The sequence below is a fragment of the Pseudomonas sp. NY15435 genome, from assembly GCF_048068295.1.
Lineage (GTDB): Bacteria > Pseudomonadota > Gammaproteobacteria > Pseudomonadales > Pseudomonadaceae > Pseudomonas.
The window spans coordinates 322,559-342,764 of the sequence record NZ_JBLUQA010000005.1 but is presented as its reverse complement, the minus strand read 5'-3'; the positions used below and the strand labels follow the sequence as shown (position 1 = coordinate 342,764).

General features: G+C 64.1%; 15 protein-coding genes and 1 pseudogene. 4 read left to right on the top strand and 12 right to left on the bottom strand.

Annotated features, from left to right (window positions below; translation table 11 throughout):
- The first annotated feature begins 69 nt into the window (after window positions 1–69).
- The gene (gene xthA / locus ACNFH5_RS14460; protein WP_416746959.1) at window positions 70–882 is read left to right on the top strand and encodes an exodeoxyribonuclease III; all 813 of its coding nucleotides are present in this window, start codon (window positions 70–72) and stop codon (window positions 880–882) included.
- Window positions 883–966: 84 nt separating this feature from the next.
- Here the strand turns inward: xthA and ACNFH5_RS14455 are convergent, their stop codons facing one another.
- The 4 genes from ACNFH5_RS14455 to ACNFH5_RS14440 form a co-directional block, all read right to left on the bottom strand.
- Window positions 967–2,259: a hypothetical protein gene (locus ACNFH5_RS14455; protein ID WP_416746957.1), complete on the bottom strand. Its 1,293-nt coding sequence runs from the start codon at window positions 2,257–2,259 to the stop codon at window positions 967–969.
- Window positions 2,260–2,513: 254 nt separating this feature from the next.
- Entirely contained in the window at window positions 2,514–3,137 is a 624-nt protein-coding gene (locus ACNFH5_RS14450) for a response regulator (protein ID WP_416746955.1), read from the bottom strand.
- 224 nt (window positions 3,138–3,361) lie between these two features.
- Complete coding sequence (locus ACNFH5_RS14445) at window positions 3,362–5,593, bottom strand: hypothetical protein (RefSeq protein WP_416746953.1); 2,232 nt, start codon at window positions 5,591–5,593, stop codon at window positions 3,362–3,364.
- 153 nt (window positions 5,594–5,746) lie between these two features.
- Window positions 5,747–5,989, bottom strand: coding sequence for a hypothetical protein (locus ACNFH5_RS14440; protein ID WP_416746951.1), 243 nt, complete (start codon window positions 5,987–5,989; stop codon window positions 5,747–5,749).
- Between the two features lie 198 nt (window positions 5,990–6,187).
- Between ACNFH5_RS14440 and ACNFH5_RS14435 the strand changes: the two genes are divergently transcribed.
- Together ACNFH5_RS14435 and ACNFH5_RS14430 are read left to right on the top strand one after the other, a co-directional pair.
- Window positions 6,188–7,570 (top strand): substrate-binding domain-containing protein, encoded by a 1,383-nt coding sequence (locus tag ACNFH5_RS14435; protein ID WP_416746949.1) that lies wholly within the window; start codon window positions 6,188–6,190, stop codon window positions 7,568–7,570.
- Between the two features lie 220 nt (window positions 7,571–7,790).
- The gene (locus tag ACNFH5_RS14430) at window positions 7,791–8,834 is read left to right on the top strand and encodes a TerC family protein (RefSeq protein ID WP_416746947.1); all 1,044 of its coding nucleotides are present in this window, start codon (window positions 7,791–7,793) and stop codon (window positions 8,832–8,834) included.
- A 392-nt stretch (window positions 8,835–9,226) separates the two neighbouring features.
- On the opposite strand, the gene ACNFH5_RS14425 is transcribed toward ACNFH5_RS14430, so the two are convergent.
- Window positions 9,227–10,456, bottom strand: coding sequence for an acyl-CoA dehydrogenase (locus ACNFH5_RS14425; RefSeq protein WP_416746945.1), 1,230 nt, complete (start codon window positions 10,454–10,456; stop codon window positions 9,227–9,229).
- A gap of 167 nt (window positions 10,457–10,623) precedes the next feature.
- Here ACNFH5_RS14425 and ACNFH5_RS14420 point away from each other — a divergent pair, with 167 nt between their 5' ends.
- A complete protein-coding gene (locus tag ACNFH5_RS14420; protein WP_017518016.1) occupies window positions 10,624–11,556 on the top strand; it encodes a LysR family transcriptional regulator in 933 nt (310 codons plus the stop codon).
- Window positions 11,557–11,804: 248 nt separating this feature from the next.
- Here ACNFH5_RS14420 and ACNFH5_RS14415 read toward each other — a convergent pair whose 3' ends face one another.
- The 7 genes and pseudogenes from ACNFH5_RS14415 to ACNFH5_RS14385 form a co-directional block, all read right to left on the bottom strand.
- Window positions 11,805–12,932, bottom strand: a complete 1,128-nt coding sequence (locus ACNFH5_RS14415) for an acyl-CoA dehydrogenase family protein (RefSeq protein ID WP_416746943.1) — start codon at window positions 12,930–12,932, stop codon at window positions 11,805–11,807.
- 10 nt (window positions 12,933–12,942) lie between these two features.
- Window positions 12,943–14,127: an acetyl-CoA C-acyltransferase gene (locus tag ACNFH5_RS14410; protein ID WP_416746941.1), complete on the bottom strand. Its 1,185-nt coding sequence runs from the start codon at window positions 14,125–14,127 to the stop codon at window positions 12,943–12,945.
- A gap of 16 nt (window positions 14,128–14,143) precedes the next feature.
- The gene (locus ACNFH5_RS14405) at window positions 14,144–14,914 is read right to left on the bottom strand and encodes a 3-hydroxyacyl-CoA dehydrogenase (protein ID WP_416746939.1); all 771 of its coding nucleotides are present in this window, start codon (window positions 14,912–14,914) and stop codon (window positions 14,144–14,146) included.
- 18 nt (window positions 14,915–14,932) lie between these two features.
- A complete protein-coding gene (locus ACNFH5_RS14400) occupies window positions 14,933–16,597 on the bottom strand; it encodes an acyl-CoA synthetase (protein WP_416746937.1) in 1,665 nt (554 codons plus the stop codon).
- A 316-nt stretch (window positions 16,598–16,913) separates the two neighbouring features.
- Window positions 16,914–17,669: a methyl-accepting chemotaxis protein gene (locus tag ACNFH5_RS14395; protein ID WP_416747326.1), complete on the bottom strand. Its 756-nt coding sequence runs from the start codon at window positions 17,667–17,669 to the stop codon at window positions 16,914–16,916.
- Window positions 17,670–17,771: 102 nt separating this feature from the next.
- Window positions 17,772–18,890 (bottom strand): annotated as a pseudogene (locus ACNFH5_RS14390) (HAMP domain-containing protein); the annotation flags it as partial.
- A gap of 252 nt (window positions 18,891–19,142) precedes the next feature.
- Entirely contained in the window at window positions 19,143–20,159 is a 1,017-nt protein-coding gene (locus ACNFH5_RS14385; RefSeq protein ID WP_416746935.1) for an AraC family transcriptional regulator, read from the bottom strand.
- Window positions 20,160–20,206: the final 47 nt, after the last annotated feature.

The following is a 20,206-nucleotide window of genomic DNA, read 5'->3' as shown; positions in this document are numbered from 1 at the left end:
AGCGCCTAGCCGGGGTCGCCAGGGTCGGCCAACCTGGGCTAGCATCGTGCTTTTGCCAGGGCGCCCAGGATGAAAATCGTCTCCTTCAATATCAACGGTTTGCGCGCACGTCCCCACCAGCTCCAGGCGATCATCGAGCGCCACCAGCCGGACGTGATCGGCCTGCAGGAAACCAAGGTCGCCGACGAGCAGTTCCCCCGCGAGGAGATCGAAGCCCTCGGCTACCACGTGCACTACCACGGGCAGAAAGGCCACTACGGGGTCGCCCTGCTGTCCCGCCAGGAACCGCTGGAGCTGCAGCGCGGCTTCCCCAACGACGGCGAGGAATCCCAGCGGCGCTTCATCTGGGGTACCTTCAAGGACGCCGAAGGCCAGCTCATTACCGTGATGAACGGCTACTTCCCGCAAGGTGAAAGCCGCGACCATCCGGTGAAGTTCCCCGCCAAGCAACGCTTCTACGCCGACCTGCAGGACCTGCTGGAAACCCGTTTCCAGCCCGACCAACAACTGATCGTGATGGGCGACATCAATATCTCCCCGGAAGACTGCGACATCGGCATCGGCGAGGAGAACCGCAAGCGCTGGCTGAAGACCGGCAAGTGCAGCTTCCTGCCGGAAGAACGCGAATGGCTCGCCCGCCTCAAGGGCTGGGGCCTGGTGGATAGCTTCCGCCTGCAGAACCCGAGCGTTGACGACCGTTTCAGCTGGTTCGACTACCGCAGCCGCGGCTTCGAGGACACCCCCAAGCGCGGTCTGCGCATCGACGTGATCCTCGCCTCCGAGGCCCTGCGCGGGCGCATCGCCGAAACCGGCGTGGACTACGACATCCGCGGTATGGAAAAGCCCTCGGATCACGCGCCGATCTGGTTGCAACTCAAGTAACACCTGCGAATGGAAAAGCCCGGCCTGTGCCGGGCTTTCTTTTCGTCTCCGTTGCCGTCGAACCGACAGCAGAAGGCCGCCATGTCAGGCTTCGTCGCCAGTGGCAACCGACTGGCTGATCGCACTGTAGGTGGTGTTGAAGCGTACGGTCTCGTTGAAGCCCCTGACGATGACACCGAAGCGCTCCTTGGCGTCGAGCAGTTGCTTGAAGCGATCGGCCAACTCGGCCCCCTGCCGCTGCAGGCCGACTTCACGCTCGTCCAGCTCCTGGGTGCGGGCGCGTACCTGGCTCAGTTGGCGCTCGATGTTCTGCTGCTCCTGATTCAGAACCTCGGCGCGCTTGTTGGTGGCGCGGTCACGGCTATCCACGGTTTCAGCCAGGGATTGCAGCGCACTGCTGCGCTCGGCAAGCACGGCGGCATTCTGTTCGGCAATTCGCTCGATTTCGTACTTCTCATCCTGCAGACGCTGCTCCAGCTGGGCCAGACGGTCTTCGCGTTCGACCAGTTGGCGCTCACGCTCAACGGTAGCCAGGCGACGTTCCTCGAGCGCCTCACGCATCTTCACGTTTTCCAGCTTCTGCTGCGACAGGCCCTGAGCCATGCCAGCCAGCGAGTCGAGGGTGGACTGTACGTCGAGCAGCACACCATCGGTCTCCATGGCGGGGGACTGGAAGGAGGTCCCGGAAGGCTGGAGTTGAGCTTGTGCGTTCATGGTGGAGAGTTCCTCGTGGGAATATTCAGACTGGGGAGAAAGCGATTGGTCTGCACTGCCGGCCACTGCGAAGCCCGACGCCATCACATCGAGGGCGCCGACCGAGTTGATCTGCGGCAGAACTGCCTCGGCGCTCAGCGGAGCCGGGGGCTCGCTCAATTCGCGCTCCGCGCCGGCGCATTCATGGGACTGTTCAGCGGCAGACCCCATGCTGGAACAAGCCGATGCCAGCTCGGCCAGGTCTCTTTCCAATAGATCGAAGGCCTCCAGAGCCGGTGGCTCCGCGCCCTGCACCGCACTGACTTGTGCCAGGTCGCTGTCCGTGCAGAACGACTGGAACTGTTTTGAAGGCTCCGTACAGGCGGGCTCATCCGTTCCGCTCTCGTCGACAGAGCTCTCCACTGCGGTTGCCTCCGCCTCGCTCGGAATATGCCCCGTCGACAGGGAAGGACGTGGCGAACCTTTGGCACGCAGCGACACGGCGTTCGGGAAGCGGAACAGTGGCTTGCTTCGCTCGGCAATCTGGCCGACTGCAAGAGACATGGTTGCCTGCTCGGATTGCCCCGAGGCATTCATGGCGAGCCCGCCATGATCCTCTTGCCCTTCGAACTGATGCGTATCTGATGTCATGAAACGTCCTGCCCTGAGGGTGATCGACCTCACGCCAACCCCCCATCGCCCGGCGTCCCGAAGCGTGCCAATGGTTAGGTGATTGGTTAGCCCCGCGACTCCGTGGATTTGAAAGCGCGAAGCAGGTTGCAGGTCGAATTCTTACAAGGAGGCCCCCAGCTGAATGTCAGTGAATTCCTGCATGGCCGCAGGAAAACTATGCAAGAGCCACTGAATTCCATCGAGCGCCCCAGCAGAAGGCGTCCATTGAGCAATATTGAGCAGGGCACTTCAGGGGCCACGCGTCTCTACAGGAGCCCGATCTCTTCGCTGATGCGAAACAGGTCATCCAGCGAATTGGCGGAGAGCTTGCGCATCAGTTGACGCTTGTGCTGTCCGATGCTTGCCCCTGACAACGAAAGATGCTCCGCCAGGGAAGCGACGGAGCATCCCCTGCGCAAGCCATGCAGAACGGCAATCAGGTGGGTCGGAAAGACCAGTGCGGAATCCAACCTGGGGTTAGCGCCGACCGGCACGCGGCGATGTTCGGGAAAGATAGTGCCGCCAGCCAGTACAGCATCCACGGCTCTCCCGATCAGGCTCAGACGATCGTCCGCGCGCAGAAAACCGGATACCCCGGTCCGGATGGCATGATGGATATTCAGCGAGGAGCCAAGACTGGAGCAGACCAGTACAGGTGTGGAGGATTTCAGCTGACCACCGCGCCGCAACATCGTGACGAGCTCCAACCCGTGAATGTCCGGCAGTTCCAGCGTCACAATCAGAAGCTCGCAATCACCGACCTTCAAGTGGGTCAGCGCCTGTCGCGCAAGCTTGAAATGCAGATCGCACTGATGGCCGCTTGTATGCAGGAATCGACGCAGCGCCGTGAAGTCACGCCGGGAGGGTTCAACAAGTACGATTCGGGCCATGTTATTCCTTGTTGTTAAGGCCTCGGTGTTGCTGTCTGCCAGACAGATCGGCGAATTAGCTCTCGCCCTGCAAGCCGATTTCTCGGCATTCCCGCTGGTGTTTGCAGAGTGAAAATTGGTTCGGGACAGATAGACGCCACCGGACAATTCCATGTCTCGGCGAGGTCCACTCTGCGAAGCATGAAGCCGGCCGATACGTCCGTTGAACGCATCGGCCGTTGGGCTTACTCAGTCACCGTCTTGGAAATGGCGGACAAGGTGGTGTTGAACTGCACGGTTTCGTTGAAACTCTTGACGATGGTACTGAACTTGTCCTTGGCGCTTTGCAGCTGCTTGAGGCGCACGGTCAGTTCCTCGCTCTTGCGTTTGATGGCGCTTTCGCGCTCGTCCAACTCACCGGCGCGGCTACGCAGGGCCGCCAGTTGCTCGTCGATACGCTGCTGTTCAAGTTGAATGGACTCGGCACGCTTGGCGGTGGCTTTGTCGCGCAGGTCAACCGTGTGAGCCAGGTTCTTCAGCGCTTCACTACGCTCGGCCAGCAGGCGGTTGTTCTCGGCAGCCATGCGGTCCAGGTTGGTCTTGGCCTGCTTGAGATGGCTCTCCATCTGCAGCAGACGCTCTTCCTTGTCGGCGGTCAGACGCTCACGTTCCTGAAGCTGGCTGTTCCACTCTTCCAGCTCTTCCTGCAAGCGACCTGCCGCCTGTTTCTGGTGAGTCAGACCCTGCGCCATGCCGGCCAGCGAATTGAGGGTGTTCTGGACATCGGACAGGACATCGTCCGGGTCAGCGTCGAGATGGGGAACGCTCAGTGTGGCCGCCACTTCCTGCAACTCAGCCGAGGTGATCGGGATAGCGCTTTCCTGCACATCGGCCTGGGCTACTACATCGTCGTGCATTTCGGTCATTTCGGATTCCTTCTGGATCAATATTCCCTGAAGCGCCACTGTTTCAGGGGGGCTGTCAGCCGCCTCCGGGGCGGCAACTGCGTGCTCTGCGGGCGACAGGTTGGTGTCGTGCGACTGCGCTACCCGGATTTCTTCGCAAGGCTCGCCATGCCCACCGGCGGCGGCCAGCAGAGCGAATGCCTCCGCCAGGCTCGAAATCATCGGTTCGAAGCATTCATCGGCATCGTGATCATCTGATGGGGGATGCTCGCTCGGAAGCAGCTCCGCCTCCTCGACCGCGATGCCGATCCGCTCGGACGGCTGGATGGGCTCTACCAGCTCCCACTGCATGGCAGCCTCCGGCACCTCACGGGCCGACAGCTCAGCGAGTTCTGTCGTTGTCGGCATGTCTTGCGCGGTCGTCGGCGGGGCCGTTTGCTCGGCAACGTCGAGCACTGCTGGCTGTGGCTCCTCGACGATGTGCTGTGCTTCAGCCAACGCGAGCCCGGCATCGTTTGCTACTGCCGAGGTGATCTCCTCGGCAGGCTCCAGCGCTGTGGAAACATCCGCTGCGACCACTTCCGGTACTTCCTCTCGCTCCGGCTCGCAGTGTTCCAGGGGCTCGGGCGCAGATGGCTCAACGACGTCAGGCACCCGCGGCGCCACTCTCGCAGTGACGACTATCGTTCCCGCGACTTTCGTTTCGGCGGCCGGCCCCACGACTGGTGTGGGCTGCTCGATATCTCCCGGCGCTTCCAGCACCTCCAATGAGATGGCTGCCTGGGTTTCAAGCGCCTCCGCCTCGGACAGCGCTCGGACCTCCTGTGCGCTTTGCTGCTCAGCCTCGCGAATCGACGAGTTTTCCAGCTGTTGTGCCGCGATCGGCTCAACGACTTCCGATACGGATTGCTCGGCAGGCGTCAGCGACTCCGGCTCGTCCGGTGTCTCGACTGCTAGCACCTCTGTCTGCTGCGGTGCAGGTTCTACCGATGGCATGGCGTCAGGCGGCTGAGCCGACGCATGCAATTCCGGGAAGTCCTGATCAATGATGGAGTCCAGCGACAGCGACTCAGGCTCCGCCGGGCCGAACGGCGGTATTTCGTCCTCTCTGGTACCCGCGAAAGAGCCTGCAGGTTCTGCTCTCCGGGCAGACAGGATCGTCTCCTCGTCCGCGACGTCGCCTGCGGCGCCCTCCTCCTCGCTCTTCAGCCGCGCTGCCTGGGCGAACTGAGCGAAGTCCAGCAGCATATCCGCGGACAGCTCGAAGCCAAGATCAGCGATATCCGCCGGGGCATCGATATCCTCGTCAGGCTGGAGCGAAAACGGTAGTGGCGCTGGCCGCCCCAGCATCCCCGCCCTGGATAGCAGGTGCAGCCATGAGCGCAACGGTTGCATCGGCAGTTGCAGGCCCTGGAACCTCATGACCCTGGGCGCAGGCAGGTTCAGTGAATGCTTGCGCCAGGGGCGCCCCCAGGACAGGGCGGCAGGACGGTGGACGGCGAGCGGAATCAGTTTGACGTGATGCTCGGTGCCGACCATTGCTGGCCTGGGAGCACTGTGGGGTGAGGTCATGATTTTCTTCCGTCGGGACCATTCGAAACTGCGCAAGTTTCGCTTGGTCACGGAATCGGTGTTATCAGGCTTGCCTGAAGAACCCGAGGATTTTTTCCTATTAGCGCCCTACAAGCCCCCAGTTGCTGTAGGCAACATGCGCGTTTTCCCGACTTAGCCGCGACGGCTCTGAAACAGAGGTTTTATCCCAGCGCTGTTTTCTGACCGGGGAAGGAAAACTCCCCTCAGATCCAGCGCAGTGCTGAATACAAAAAGCGGAACGTCGAGCAGCAGCATCGGCGCCGCCAGCGCCATGGCCGTATCCGGCAGCACGACCAGGGTGCAGGACATCAGCATGACCGTCAGGATGATCACCAGCTTCATCAGCACCGACGCGAAATCGATGATCTCGTCCATCTTGCACTCCCATACGCCAACCTGGAGCGCCCTGTATACCGACGCCCCCAAGCAGCCAGAAATCAGAAACATCCCGAAATTGGACGGAAATTTCTGACGACATTGACTACAGTCGCGCGTTGCAGCGAAGCGTCATATCGGTGCAATGATTTCGACTTAATCTGCCGCGCCAACGATGCCTCAAATGGAAGTTGACCCATGCAGTACAAGTCGAGCCCCAGCGATGCCCAACCCTGGCCCGTCACCATCGCCTGGCTCACTATCGCGTTCATCTGCTACGCATTCCCCTGGTCGGCATTCGCCGCCCTGCCTTCGTCCCAGGGCGGCGAGCCGGTGTTGCGCATCCAGGGTTCCAATACCATCGGCGCGCACCTGCTGCCGGAGCTGGTGAAGGGCCTGCTGGTCAGCGAAGGCTACAGCGACGTCAGCGCCAAGCCGGGCAAGACGGAGAACGAGCAGCACATCATCGGTCGCACTGCCGACGGCAAGGAGGCCATCATCGACCTCGCCGCGCACGGTTCCAGCACCGGTTTCGTCGCCCTGAAGGACAACACCGCCGAGCTGGCCGCCGCCTCGCGCCCGATCAAGGATGCCGAGGTTGCGGGTCTGTCGGCGTCGGGCAACCTGCGCAGCGCCAAGGCCGAACAGGTAATCGGCATCGACGGCCTGGCAATCATCGTCAACGCGGCCAACCCGCTGGATGAGCTGACCACCGATACGCTGGCGAAAATCTTCTCCGGCGAGGTGAAGACCTGGGAAGAAATCGGCGGGCGCGGCGGCGCCATCCGACTGTATTCCCGCGACGACAACTCCGGCACCTTCGATACCTTCAAGGAGCTGGTGCTGGCCAGCCACGGCAAGGCACTGGCCAGTGGCGTGCAGCGGTTCGAGTCCAGCGACCTGCTGTCGACCGAAGTGAGCAAGGACCCGCAAGGCATAGGCTTCGTCGGGCTGTCGTCGATCCAGAAGGCCAAGGCACTGCGCATTGCCGACGGCGACTCCCAGGCAATGGCGCCGTCCACCACCCTGATCGCGACCGAGGACTATCCGCTGTCGCGCCGTCTGTTCCTCTACATGAAGCCCGAGGAGCCCAACCGCTGGGCCCGCGCCCTGCTGCAATTCGCCCAGGGCGACAAGGGCCAGGCGCTGGTCAGCGCCAACGGCTTCGTCGGCCAGCGCGTGCAGGCAGTGAAGATGGCGCCGCGTGCCAGCATGCCGGAGAACTACCAGGCCCTGGCGCGCGATGCCGAGCGCCTGTCGGTAAACTTCCGCTTCCGCGAAGGCAGCGCCACCCTGGACAACAAGGCACAGCGTGACATCGACCGCCTGCTCGCCTACCTGCAGCAGAACGGCAAGATGAACAAGCAGGCAGTGCTGGTTGGATTTGGCGATCCGAAGCAGGACCCGGCCCGCGCCGAGCTGCTCTCCAAGTTGCGCGCCATGGCCGTGCGCCGCGAGCTGGCAAAGGAAGGCGTGATGTTCCGCGAGATCAGCGGCATGGGCGACGCCCTGCCGGTGGCAGCCAACAGCGACAACGACGGACGGGTGAAGAACCGCCGCGTTGAGGTCTGGGTTTACTGAATCGCCTGGCCAATTACGAGCCTTCCGAGGATCAGCGTCTAGACTTTCCTTCAGACGCTGATTCCTCAGTCCCGAAGTCATGTAGGAACTTGTTACGTTCCATCGCTTGCCTGAGGCGTCCGCTCTGCTATTTTCCCGCCAGTGACGCCGGGCCCCTCTGACGGTTGCCAACCGCCATGTCGGAGTCACTTTTCGACAACGACACTAAGGGAGGGGCCAAATGACAGCTCTGCACGCCTTTTTGACCGAACCATTCCTCGGAACCGCCACCTGGTTCTGGCTGGCCTTCCTGGCCATCGTGATTCTTCTGCTCGTACTCGACCTGGGCGTCCTGCAACGCGATCACCATGAGATCGGCGTGCGCGAGAGCCTGATGCTTTCCGCCGGCTACTTCGCCTGCGGCCTGGCCTTCGGTGGCTGGGTCTGGTACGAGTTCGGCGCCACCAGCGCGGTGGAGTACTACACCGGTTTCCTCGTCGAACAATCGCTATCGATGGACAACGTGTTCGTCATGGCGATGATCTTCGGCTTCTTCGGCATCCCCCGCCGCTACCAGCACCAGGTCCTGTTCTGGGGCATCCTCGGCGCCATCGTCATGCGTGCGCTGATGATCGGCCTGGGCGCCGCGCTGGTGAAGGAATTCGAGTGGATCATGTACGTGTTCGGCGCCTTCCTGCTGTTCAGCGGCGTGAAGATGCTGTTCAGCAAGCATGACGACGAGCCGGACCTGGCCAATAACCCGGTGCTGAAGTTCCTGCGCAAGCGCATCCGCATGACTGACACCATCCACGAGCATCACTTCTTCGTGAAGATGCCGGATGCCTCGGGCAAGCTGGTGCGCTACGCCACCCCGTTGTTCCTGGCGCTGATCCTGATCGAAATCGCCGACCTGGTGTTCGCCGTGGACAGCGTGCCGGCGATCTTCGCCATCACCCAGGACCCGTTCATCGTCTACACCTCGAACATCTTTGCCATCCTCGGCCTGCGCGCCCTGTATTTCTCGCTGGCGGCGATGATCCACCGCTTCGTCTACCTGAAGTACGCCCTGGCGCTGGTCCTGGTCTTCATCGGCACGAAGATTTTCCTGCACGGATTCATCGGCAAGGTTCCCGCGGCCCTGTCCCTTGGCGTAACCTTCGGCCTTTTGGCGGGTGGCATACTGCTATCCTTGCTCAAGACCCGCAGAACCGGCGAGGAACCGCTGGAAATCGTCAGCCAGGAGAGGATCCATGCAAGCGCTGGAGGTGAGGATCGAAGCCGTTGAGTTTCGCGGCCGGGCCTATTGGCAGGTCCGCCTCGGTCGTCGCGCGCTGCGTTTCCCCCATGAAGCTGCTGCGCGCGCCTTTGCCGCACAGTTGCATACCCGGCGAGAATGGTGGCTGGAGCAGCAGGCCAGGATAGATAGGCCGGAACCCTCACCCGAGGCATGAACGAAACGACAAGGCCAGCGCAAGCTGGCCTTGTGCTTTGTGAGTCGCGCACGACCCGCGCCTGACAGCGAGCGTAGGAGCGGACTTTGTCCGCGATAGGTTTCCGGCAGCTCGGAGCCGGACTGATGCACATCGCGGACGGAGTCCGCTCCTACGAAAAGCACCACGCCCCTGCAATAAAAAAGGCCCGCGAATGCGGGCCTTTTTTATTCATTGCGGGTTGCGATCAGCGGCTGCTGCGCAGCGCGTCACGCGGTACGTACTTGCCGATCTCGAACTTGCCGATGGCCGCGCGGTGCACTTCGTCCGGGCCGTCGGCCAGGCGCAGGGTGCGCTGCATGGCGTACCAGTACGCCAGCGGGAAATCGTTGGAAACACCAGCGCCGCCGTGCATCTGGATGGCGCGGTCGATCACCTGCAGGGCGACGTTGGGCGCCACGACCTTGATCTGGGCGATCTCGCTCTGGGCGATCTTGTTGCCGGCGGTATCCATCATGTACGCGGCATTGAGGGTCAGCAGGCGAGCCTGGTTGATCTCGATTCGCGAGTTGGCAATGTGGTCGATGTTGCCGCCCAGGCGGGCCAGCGGCTTGCCAAAGGCAGTACGGCTGACGGAGCGCTTGCACATCAGTTCCAGCGCGCGCTCGGCCATGCCGATGGAGCGCATGCAGTGGTGGATACGGCCTGGGCCGAGGCGGCCCTGGGCGATCTCGAAGCCGCGGCCTTCGCCTAGCAGCACGTTCTCGTAGGGCACGCGGACGTTCTCGAACAGCACTTCGGCGTGGCCGTGCGGGGCGTCGTCGTAGCCGAATACCGGCAGCGGACGGAGGATCTTCACGCCGGGGGCATCGGTGGGCACCAGGATCATCGAGTGCTGCTGGTGGCGCGGCGCGTCCGGGTTGGTCAGGCCCATGAAGATCATGATCTTGCAGCGCGGGTCGCAGGCGCCGGAGGTCCACCATTTGCGGCCATTGATGACCCACTCGTCACCGTCACGCACCGCGTTGGCTTCCATGTTGGTCGCATCCGAAGAAGCCACGCCAGGCTCGGTCATGGCAAAGGCGGAGCGGATCTCGCCGCGCAGCAGCGGTTCCAGCCAGGTGCGCTTGTGCTCTTCGCTGCCGTAGCGCACCAGGACTTCCATGTTGCCAGTGTCTGGCGCGGCGCAGTTGAACGGCTCGGAGCCGATCAGCGAGCGGCCCATGATCTCGGCCAGCGGCGCGTATTCCATGTTGGTCAGGCCGGCGCCCAGTTCGGACTCGGGCAGGAACAGGTTCCACAGGCCTTCGGCTTTCGCCTTGACCTTGAGGTCTTCCATGATTTGCGTGGGCTGCCAGCGGTCGCCCTGAGCCACTTGCTCCTCGAATACCTTCTCGGCGGGATAGACGTTGGCTTCCATGAACGCGGTGAGGCGCTCACGCAGGTCCTGAACCTTGGCGGAATAAGCGAAATCCATGGGGGCTAACCTTCTGGCGGCGGTTGTTTGTGTGGTGATGATGCTAGAACAGCCAAGTGCATTTACCCAGCCTATTATCCGAATCAATGAACATTCATAACCTATATGGACCTGAGCGCCGGTTCGGGTATGATCGGACCAAAACAATGACAAGCGGAGCCCTGGTAATGAACCTCAGCAAGGTCGATCTGAACCTGTTCATCGTCTTCGACGCGATCTACACCGAAGCCAACCTGACCCGCGCCGGACAGATCGTTGGTATTACCCAGCCCGCCGTCTCCAACGCCCTCGCCCGCCTGCGTGAAACCTTCAACGACCCGTTGTTCGTGCGGACCGCGCAAGGCATGGTGCCCACGCCCATGGCGCAGAACATCATCGGGCCGGTGCGTAACGCACTGCAGTTGCTGCGCGTCTCGGTACAGGAAAGCCGCACCTTCACCCCGACCCAGGCGAGCAAGACCTACCGCATCAGCATGACCGACCTCACCGAGGCCATCGTCCTGCCACCGCTGTTCCAGCGCCTGCGTCGCCTGGCGCCCAACGTGCACATCGAAAGCTTCCTCTCCAAGCGCCGCGAGACCACCAAGGAACTGGCCGCCGGCCGCCTGGACTTCGCCGTCGACGCTCCGCTGAATACCGACCCGCAGGTACGCCACGTCAAGCTGATGGAGGACCGCTACGTCTGCGCCATGCGTCAGGGTCACCCGCTGGCCAAGGACAAGGTGACGCTGGAGGAATACCTGTCGGTGGCACACATCCAGATTTCCAGCCGCCGCAGCGGCCTGGGCTATGTCGACCTGTCGCTGGGCAAAATGGGCCTGCAGCGCAAGATCGCCCTGCGCTCGCAGCACTACCTGATGGCTTCGACCGTAGTGCAGCAGACCGACATGGTGGTCACCGTGCCCGAGCGCTTCGCCCGCCACCACGGACTGCATTTCGTCGACCTGCCGGTGAATGACGTGCCCAAGCTGGAAACCCACCTGTACTGGCACGAAAGCACCGACCAGGACCCGGCCAACCGCTGGATGCGCGAGCAGATCATCGAGCTGTGCCAGCAGGTGACAGCGCGGGAAGCACGCGAAGCTGCCGAGCGGGCCTGATGTTTCAGGCGATGCCTGTGGATGGGTATCGCTGCGCTCCACGCCTTCCTGCGCCTGGCCCACTTGCCATGGCCAACCTTGTAGGAGCGAGCTTGCTCGCGAACAGCCACAAAATTGCCGGTGAGCATTGTTCGCGAGCAAGCTCGCTCCTACGAAAAGCAATCCGTCCCGCCTGACAAGCCACCCGCAGACCCCGGACTGCCGAAGTGCCTGTCCAACGAACAGGCCGGGGTCTGCCGGCAAACCCTTTACAAGCTGCGCGCGATCACCAGCCGCTGCACGTCGCTGGTGCCCTCGTAGATCTGGCACACGCGCACGTCGCGGTAGATGCGTTCAACCGGGTAGTCCTGCAGATAGCCATAGCCGCCGAGGGTCTGGATCGCCGCGGAGCACACGCGCTCGGCCATTTCCGAGGCGAACAGCTTGGCCATGGACGCTTCGGTCAGGCACGGCAAGCCGGCCTCGCGCAGGCTGGCGGCGTGATGGACCATCTGCCGCGCCACGGCGATTTCGGTGGCCATGTCGCTCAGGCGGAAAGCCACGGCCTGGTGCTGGATGATCGGCTTGCCGAAGGTCTCGCGCTCGTGGGCGTAGTCGCGGGCGTATTCGAACGCGGCGCGGGCCATGCCGACGGCCTGCGAAGCAATACCGATGCGCCCACCCTCCAGGTTCGCCAGAGCAATGGCGTAACCCTGCCCTTCCTCGCCCAGCCGATAGCTGGCAGGGATACGCACGTCGTCGAAGGCGATCTGGCAGGTGTCAGAGGCGTGCTGGCCAAGCTTGTCCTCGACGCGCACCACACGGTAGCCGGGCGTGTCGGTGGGCACGATGAAGGCGCTGATACCCTTCTTGCCTGCCGCCGCGTCGGTGACCGCGAAGACGATCACCAGGCCAGCATGGCTGCCGGAGGTAATGAACTGCTTGCTGCCGTTCAACACGTAATGATCGCCATCACGGCGCGCGCGGGTCTTGAGGAAACTGGCGTCGGAGCCGGCCTGCGGTTCGGTCAGCGCAAAGGCGCCAATCATCTCGCCTCGTGCCAGGGGCACGAGGAACTGGCGCTTCTGCTCGTCATTGCCGAACTTGGCGATGGGCATGCAACCCACCGAATTGTGCACGCTCATGATGGTCGAGCAGGCGCCGTCGCCGGCGGCGATCTCTTCCAGCGCCATGGCGTAGGCCAGGTGGCCGGTCTGCGCGCCGCCCCACTGCTCCGTCACCAGCATGCCGAGGAAGCCGAGGTCGGCCATTTCCTTGATGGCTTCAGCCGGGAAGCGATGCTCGCGGTCCCAATCGGCGGCGAAGGGTTTCAGCCGCTCCTGGGCAAACTGACGGGCAACGTCGCGGATCTGGATGTCTTCTTCGCTGGGAATCATGTCTCGCTCCTTAGGCCAGACGCTCGACCGCGATGGCCGTGGCCTCGCCGCCACCGATGCACACCGAGGCTACGCCGCGCTTGAGGTCGTACTGCTTGAGCGCCGACAGCAGGGTCACGATCACCCGTGCGCCGGAGGCACCGATGGGGTGGCCAAGGGCGCAGGCGCCGCCGTGGACGTTGAGCTTGTCGTGGGGGATGTCCAGGTCGCGCATGGCGGCCATGGCGACCACGGCGAAAGCTTCATTGACCTCGAACAGATCGACGTCGCCGATCGCCCAGCCAGTGCGTTGCATCAGGCGTTCAACCGCGCCCACCGGGGCGGTCGGGAACAGGTTCGGTGCGTCGGCATAGGACGAATGCCCGCGGATCGCCGCCAGCGGCGTCAGGCCACGTTTCTCGGCTTCGGACAGGCGCATCAGCACCAGCGCAGCGGCGCCGTCGGAGATGGAGCTGGCATTGGCCGCCGTCACGGTGCCGCCTTCGCGGAAGGCCGGCTTCAGGGTCGGAATCTTGTCCAGCCTGGCCTTCGGCGGTTGCTCGTCTTCGCTGATGGCGCGCAGCTCCTTGCCGGCCTTGACCGTCACTGCGACGATCTCGTCCTTGAAGCGCCCTTCGCTCATGGCCTTCTGCGCGCGGGTCAGCGAGGTGATCGCGTAGGCATCCTGCTGCTCGCGGGTGAAGCCGTATTTCTCGGCGCAGTCCTCGGCAAAGGTGCCCATCAGGCGGCCCTTGTCGTAGGCGTCTTCGAGGCCGTCGAGGAACATGTGGTCGAGCACCTTGCCGTGGCCCATGCGGAAGCCGCTGCGGGCGCGCTCCAGCAGGTACGGCGCGTTGGACATGCTCTCCATGCCGCCGGCCAGGGCGACGCGGGCACTGCCGGCGAGGATGGCGTCGTGGGCCATCATCGCGGCTTTCATGCCCGAGCCGCACATCTTGTTCACCGTGGAGCAGGGCGTGCCGCGTGCGAGCCCGGCACCGAGCACCGCCTGGCGTGCCGGCGCCTGGCCCTGGCCGGCAGCGAGCACGCAGCCGAGGACGGCTTCGTCCACTTCTTCGGCGCCCAGGCGGGCGCGCTCGACGGCCGCGCGGATCGCGGCGGCGCCGAGGGTGGCGGCGGTGACGTCCTTGAAGTCGCCGAGGAAGCCGCCCATGGGAGTGCGGGTGGCGCTGACGATGACGATGGGATCGTTCATGACTCTCTCCTCCTGCTCACTTCGCGGCCATGCGGATGGCGCCGTCGAGGCGGATCACCTCGCCGTTGAGCATGCTGTTCTCGATGATGTGGCGGGCCAGCGCGGCGTACTCGTCCGGGCGACCGAGGCGCGGCGGGAACGGCACGCTGGCGCCGAGGGAGTCGCGCACTTCCTGGGGCATGGCGGCCATCATCGGCGTCTCGAAGATGCCAGGGGCAATGGTCATCACGCGGATGCCCGAACGCGCCAGTTCGCGGGCGATGGGCAGGGTCATGCCAACCACCGCGCTCTTGGAGGCGGAGTACGCAGCCTGGCCGATCTGCCCGTCGAAGGCCGCCACCGAGGCGGTGTTGATGATGATGCCGCGCTCGCCGCCGGCATCCGGCTGGTTCTGCGCCATGGCTTCGGCGGCCAGGCGCAGCATGTTGAAGGTGCCGATCAGGTTAATGTTGATGGTGCGGGTGAAGCTGTCCAGCCCATGCACGCCGTTGCGGCCGATGACTTTTTCCGCCGGTGCCACGCCGGCGCAGTTGGCCAGGCCGTGCAGCGCGCCAAAGGTGTCGAGTGCAAGCTGAACGGCGGCCTTGCCGTCGGCCTCGCTGCACACATCAGTGCGGATGAAGCGCGCGTTGGCTTCGCCCAATTCGGCAGCCTGGGCGGCGCCGGCGTCGGCGTTGACATCAGCCAGCACCACCTTGGCGCCGGCGCTCACCAGCAGCTTCGCGGTGGCCGCACCGAGGCCGGAGCCGCCGCCGGTGATGAGGAATACCTTGTTCTGGATCTGCATGAAGTCTCTCCGCTAGATTTAGTGAGCTGCCGCTTTCTCGGCCGCTTCGCGTTGCTTGGCGATCTCCTGGTTGCGCAGGAGGAAGCGCTGGATCTTGCCGCTGGGGGTCTTGGGCAGTTCGTCGACGAACTCCACTTCCCGCGGGTAGCTGTGCGCGGACAGTCGCTTGCGCACGTACTGTTGTAGCTCCTCGGCCAGCTCCGCGCCCGGCCGGTAGGACGAACAGAGCACCACGAAGGCTTTGACCAGTTCGGTGCGTTCCGGGTCCGGCTTGCCGATCACCGCCGCCTCGATCACCGCCGGGTGCTCGATCAGCGCACTCTCCACATCGAACGGTCCGACACGGTAGCCGGAGGTGGTGATCAGGTCGTCGGCGCGACCGACGAAGCTGATGCTGCCGTCAGCGTTCAACTCCACGGTATCGCCGCTGAGGTAGTAGTCGCCGACGAAGGACTTGGTCTGCATGCCCTGGTAGCCGGCGAACCACATCAGCGGCGAACGCTTGCGATCCATGGCCAGCACGCCGGGCTGGCCGGCGGGCAGCTCGTTACCCTGCTCGTCCAGCACCACCACGCGATGGCCGGGGATGGAGTAGCCAGCCGCACCCATATGCACCGGGTGCTGCAGTTCGTGGTGGTTGGCCAGCACCATGCCCAGCTCGGTCTGGCCGTAGTGGTCATGGATGGTCACGCCCAGTTCGCTGGCGAACCAGCGGATGACTTCCGGAGTCAGCGGCTCTCCCGCGCTGCTCACTGCGCGCAGGCGCCCCTTGAGCGGTTTGGAGACTACCTCCCCGGCCGCGATCAGCAGGCGGTACGCGGTGGGCGATCCGGCCAGGTTGGTGATGCCGTACTTGCGCACGATGCGGCAGGTGCTCTCCACCGTGAACGCGCCTTCGTAGAAGGTGATCGGATGCCCCATGGCCAGCGGCCCGGTGACACCGTAATAGAGACCGTAGGCCCAGCCCGGATCGGCGAGGTTCCAGAACGAATCCTCCTCGCGCAGGCCCACGGCATCGCGCATGTAGCCGACGAAGGCGACGATGGCCTTCAGCGGCACGGCCAGCGGCTTCGCCAACCCGGTGGTGCCGGAGGTGAACATCAGCAGGAAGGTGTCTTCCCCGCTGCGCAGCACCGGCTCGAAGTCCGGCGAGTGGCGTTCCAGTTCGGCCCAGAAGCTGTAGTCGCCATGGCGGATGCCCTGCCCCTTCGGGCCGCCGACAGTCACCCGCGTGGGCGCGTCGGGTACCTCGTCGAGCTTGCCGCGGTTGGCGCCGTCAGTGACCACCACCTTGCTGCCGGCCAGCTTGACCCGGTGTTCGATGGCCTTGGGCCCGAAGGCGGTGAATAGTGGCTGGTAGACGGCGCCCAGGCGCCAGGTGCCGAGCACGGCGACCAGCAGCTCCGGCGTGCGCGGCAGCATGCCGGACACCACATCGCCAGGGCGCACGCCGAGGCTGTGGAGGAAACTGGCGAAGCGGCCGGAAAGCTCTTTCAACTGGGTGAAGGTGTAGGAAGCGCTGTCGCCGTCCTTGCCCTCCCAGAACAGTGCGACGCGGCCGGGAATGGCATGGCGGTCGCAGCATTCAACACAGGCATTGAGAGCATCGAGGTTGCCGGCCAGGACGGCGTCGGCGGTGGCGCGGTAGTCGAACTCGGCCGTGGCGGCGGTATGGGAACGCATCGCTTGGGACTCCCGGGTTGTTCTTGTTGGAGTTCCCTGATGTTCCCGCCGCGCGGGCGTGCGGGCAATGTCGAAAGCCGCCAATCTGGATGAGCGGATTGGACAGCTCTGGTGCTGCGTGATGCGTAGGTTTCCGCTGTAGCGGACTGCGCCCGCGACGGGGTGGGTGCGGTGCGGTCCGCGAGCAAGCGCGCTCCTACCGGGAAACACCGGCGCCTCTCTGTAGGAGCGAGCTTGCTCGCGAACCTGATCTGGCGCCGGCCTCACAGGCGGATCGCGGAGAAGCTCCGCTCCTACGAGAGCATGCGTGCGGACGTCAAACGCGGAACTGATCCATCAACCCCTGCTGATGGTTCGCCAGCTTGTTCAGCGACTGGCTGACCTGCGCCGATTCCTGCGCCTGGCTGGACAGTGACTCGGTCACATCACGAATCCCCGCCACGTTACGGTTGATCTCCTCGGCCACCGCGCTCTGCTCCTCGGCGGCGCTGGCGATCTGCAGGTTCATGTCGGTGATCACGCCCACCGCGTCACCAATGCGCTTCAGCGCCGCCACGGCCTGTTCGACCTGATTCACGCTGTCCTGCGCCTGGCGGTGGCTGTTGCTCATGGCGCCGACTACATCGCGGGTGCCGTTCTGCAGGCCTTCGATGACCTGGCGGATTTCCTCCACCGAATCCTGGGTGCGCTTGGCGAGGTTGCGTACCTCGTCGGCAACCACCGCAAAGCCACGACCCGCTTCACCGGCACGGGCCGCTTCGATGGCCGCATTGAGAGCCAGCAGGTTGGTCTGTTCGGCGATGCCACGGATCACTTCCAGCACCGAGCCGATCTGCTCGCTGCTGGCGGCGAGACCTTCCACCTGACTCATGGCGCTGCTCATGTCGCTGGCCAGTTCGTCGATCAGGCGGGTGGTGTTGTCGATCACGCTGAGGCCGTCGCGGGTGGCTCCGTCGGCACCGCGCGCGGCGTCGGCGGCCATGGCGGCGCTGTTGGCGACGTCATGGGCGGTGGCGCTCATCTCCTGGGAGGCGGTGGCGACCTGGTCGACTTCGCGGAATTGCTGCTGCATGCCGGCGCTGGTCTGACTGGCGATCTCCGAAGACTGGTCGGCGGTGGCGCGGGCGTCGTGCACCGAGGATTTCACGTCGCGGATGATTGGCTGCAGCTTGTCGAGGAAGCGGTTGAACCAGCCGGCCAGCTCGCCGAGCTCATCCTTGCCGGCGTAGTCCAGGCGTTTGGTCAGGTCGCCCTCGCCGCTGGCGATGTTGCGCAGCATGGCGGCGACGCCGAGGATCGGGCGGGTCACGCCGCGGGCGGTGAGCCAGACCAGCAGCAGGCCAACGATGGCAGCGATCAGGCCAAAGATGGTCTGCCACAGCGCGCCGCTGGAGTTGCGCTCATCCAGTTGTTTCTGCAGTTCCAGCGCGGGCGCCAGCAGCACGTCCTGCGGTACATCGAGCACCACAGCCCAGGGTTTGGTGGCGTCCGGGATCGGCAGCAGCGGCTCGACCACGCGTAACTGGCCGTCCTTCTCCAGCACCTGCGGGCGGCCGCTGGCTTGCAGGGAAAGCAGCTCGGCGGCCTGGCCGGGAATGGCTTTTTCCAGTGGCTGGCCGAGCAGCGCTTCGTTGCTGCTGTAGCCGGCGAGCAGGCCGGCGGGGCTGACGATGCTCACGCTACCGGCACCGTCATAGAGCTGGCGATCGCCATCGGCAGCCAGTTGCTGCAGGCGGCTGAGACTGATGTCGATGCCGATCACGGCGATGACCTTGCCCTGGTCGATCAACGGGAAGGTCACGGTGGTCATCAGCACCTTGGTGCCCGATGCACTGTCGAAATAGGGGTTGAGTACGCAGGCCTTGCGAGTCTGCAGCGGGCACAGCTGCCAGGTGTTGAACGGGCTACCGTCGAGCATGGCCGTGGTGTCGGCGATCATGTCCTCGGTCACGGCCAGGCCGGTCATCTCACCGGAAGCTTTCTGCGCCCAGTAGGCGCCGAAGCGGCCCTTCTCGTTGCTGCCGGCGTCGGCCTGGTCGTGGAAGTTGGCGTCCTGGCCGTCCAGCGCATCGGGTTCGAAGACCACGTAGAGACTGAGCAGGTTCGGGTTGCTCTTCAGGCCGTCACGCACCAGCAGGTTGAGGTCCTTGCGCACGACGGCGGTGTCAGCGCCGTGCTTGGTGGACTGCTCGCGCAACTGGCTGACCTGGCGGGAAAACTGGTTGCCGAAGTGGTACACGTCGGTGAAGAAGCGCTGGATGATCTCCGCCTGCTGCTCGCTGCGCGCCTGCATCCGCGACTTGGCCGCGTCCTTGAGCATGTCTGCGTTGGCCGCCTTGATCAGCTGCGCATCGTGGTTCATCCGGAACAGCGAGAGACCGACCAGCAGGCAGACGATGCAGAGCAGGCAGAGGCCGGTCAGCAGCGTGATCTTCCACTGGATCGAGAGGCGGGACAGGGGCATGGTTGGCGTCCTTGAGCAACAAGCAATTCTTTGAGGTTTTATCGGCTTGTAAGGCGGCTACTTGAGCCGGGCCCTTAAATTTCAGGGCTCCTGGCGGATCAGCGCGCGGTATTGCCCGGGCGTCGATCCGGTCCATTTGCGGAAGGCCTTGTAAAAGGCGCTGGTGTCGGCGAAACCCAGCTCCTCGGCAAGGTCGGCAAAGTTACCGTCGCCGCTGTCCAGCCGCGCAATGGCCAGATCGCGGCGCAGTTGGTCCTTGAGCGCCTGGTAGGACTGCCCTTCGGCGGCCAGCTTGCGACGCAGGGTCGAGGGCGCCATGTAGAAATGGCTGGCCAGCGCATCGAGGTCCGGCCAGCGCTCGAACTTCAGGCTGCGCAGGTAGGCCTTGGTACGTGCCGCGAGGCTCTGCGGGTCGCGGTAGCGCACCAGGATGTTGGCCGGCGCGCCATTGAGGAAACGCCGCAGCTCGCGCTCGTCGCGGCGCACCGGCAGCTCCAGGGCTTCGGCGTTGAACAGCAGGCGCGACTGGCGGCGCGCAAAGTTGAGGTTCTCGGTAAACATCACTCGGTAGTCAGCAATGAAATCCGGCTGGGCGCAGCGCAACTCGATGGCCAGGATCGGAATGCGCCGCCCTACCAGCCAGCACGCAAGGCCGTGCAGCATCAGCCACAGGGTGAAGTAGCAGAAGGCGCGCGGCGGTCGGCTCTCAGGTTCGTCAAGGACGATGGCGGCGAGACCGTCCTGGCGCACCAGGCGCGGGGTGAAGTCGTCGAATACCAGGCCCATGAAGCGCAGGGCGGCGTTCATGGCCGTTTCCAGGGTCGGCTCACCAATCGCCGCGGCGGCCATGAAGTTGAAGCTGCCGGACTTCATGCGCCGGGCGTTCATGCCGAAGAATTCGTCGTCCATCTCCTTCGCCAGACGCAGCCAGAGCCGCGCGTAGGCCAGGCTGGAAACCCGCGCGTAGGGCTTGCCGAACAGCTCCGGGGCAATGCCGGCGGCGGCCAATAGCGGGCCGTCGTCGCGGCCGGCGCGACGAAACTCGGCCAGCGCTTCGCTGACCAGGCGGATGGAGATGGTGCCCTTCTCTACGCCCATGGCGCCCCGATACCGGGTACGCGCGCCAGGGCGCAGGAAGGCGAATT

Coding starts and splice junctions, on each gene's coding strand:
- xthA (WP_416746959.1), top strand. CDS start 70: ATGAAAATCGTCTCCTTCAATATCAACGGTTTGCGCGCACGTCCCCAC.
- ACNFH5_RS14450 (WP_416746955.1), bottom strand. CDS start 3,137: ATGGCCCGAATCGTACTTGTTGAACCCTCCCGGCGTGACTTCACGGCG.
- ACNFH5_RS14445 (WP_416746953.1), bottom strand. CDS start 5,593: ATGACCTCACCCCACAGTGCTCCCAGGCCAGCAATGGTCGGCACCGAG.
- ACNFH5_RS14440 (WP_416746951.1), bottom strand. CDS start 5,989: ATGGACGAGATCATCGATTTCGCGTCGGTGCTGATGAAGCTGGTGATC.
- ACNFH5_RS14435 (WP_416746949.1), top strand. CDS start 6,188: ATGCAGTACAAGTCGAGCCCCAGCGATGCCCAACCCTGGCCCGTCACC.
- ACNFH5_RS14430 (WP_416746947.1), top strand. CDS start 7,791: ATGACAGCTCTGCACGCCTTTTTGACCGAACCATTCCTCGGAACCGCC.
- ACNFH5_RS14425 (WP_416746945.1), bottom strand. CDS start 10,456: ATGGATTTCGCTTATTCCGCCAAGGTTCAGGACCTGCGTGAGCGCCTC.
- ACNFH5_RS14420 (WP_017518016.1), top strand. CDS start 10,624: ATGAACCTCAGCAAGGTCGATCTGAACCTGTTCATCGTCTTCGACGCG.
- ACNFH5_RS14415 (WP_416746943.1), bottom strand. CDS start 12,932: ATGATTCCCAGCGAAGAAGACATCCAGATCCGCGACGTTGCCCGTCAG.
- ACNFH5_RS14410 (WP_416746941.1), bottom strand. CDS start 14,127: ATGAACGATCCCATCGTCATCGTCAGCGCCACCCGCACTCCCATGGGC.
- ACNFH5_RS14405 (WP_416746939.1), bottom strand. CDS start 14,914: ATGCAGATCCAGAACAAGGTATTCCTCATCACCGGCGGCGGCTCCGGC.
- ACNFH5_RS14400 (WP_416746937.1), bottom strand. CDS start 16,597: ATGCGTTCCCATACCGCCGCCACGGCCGAGTTCGACTACCGCGCCACC.
- ACNFH5_RS14395 (WP_416747326.1), bottom strand. CDS start 17,669: ATGCAGCAGCAATTCCGCGAAGTCGACCAGGTCGCCACCGCCTCCCAG.
- ACNFH5_RS14385 (WP_416746935.1), bottom strand. CDS start 20,159: ATGGGCGTAGAGAAGGGCACCATCTCCATCCGCCTGGTCAGCGAAGCG.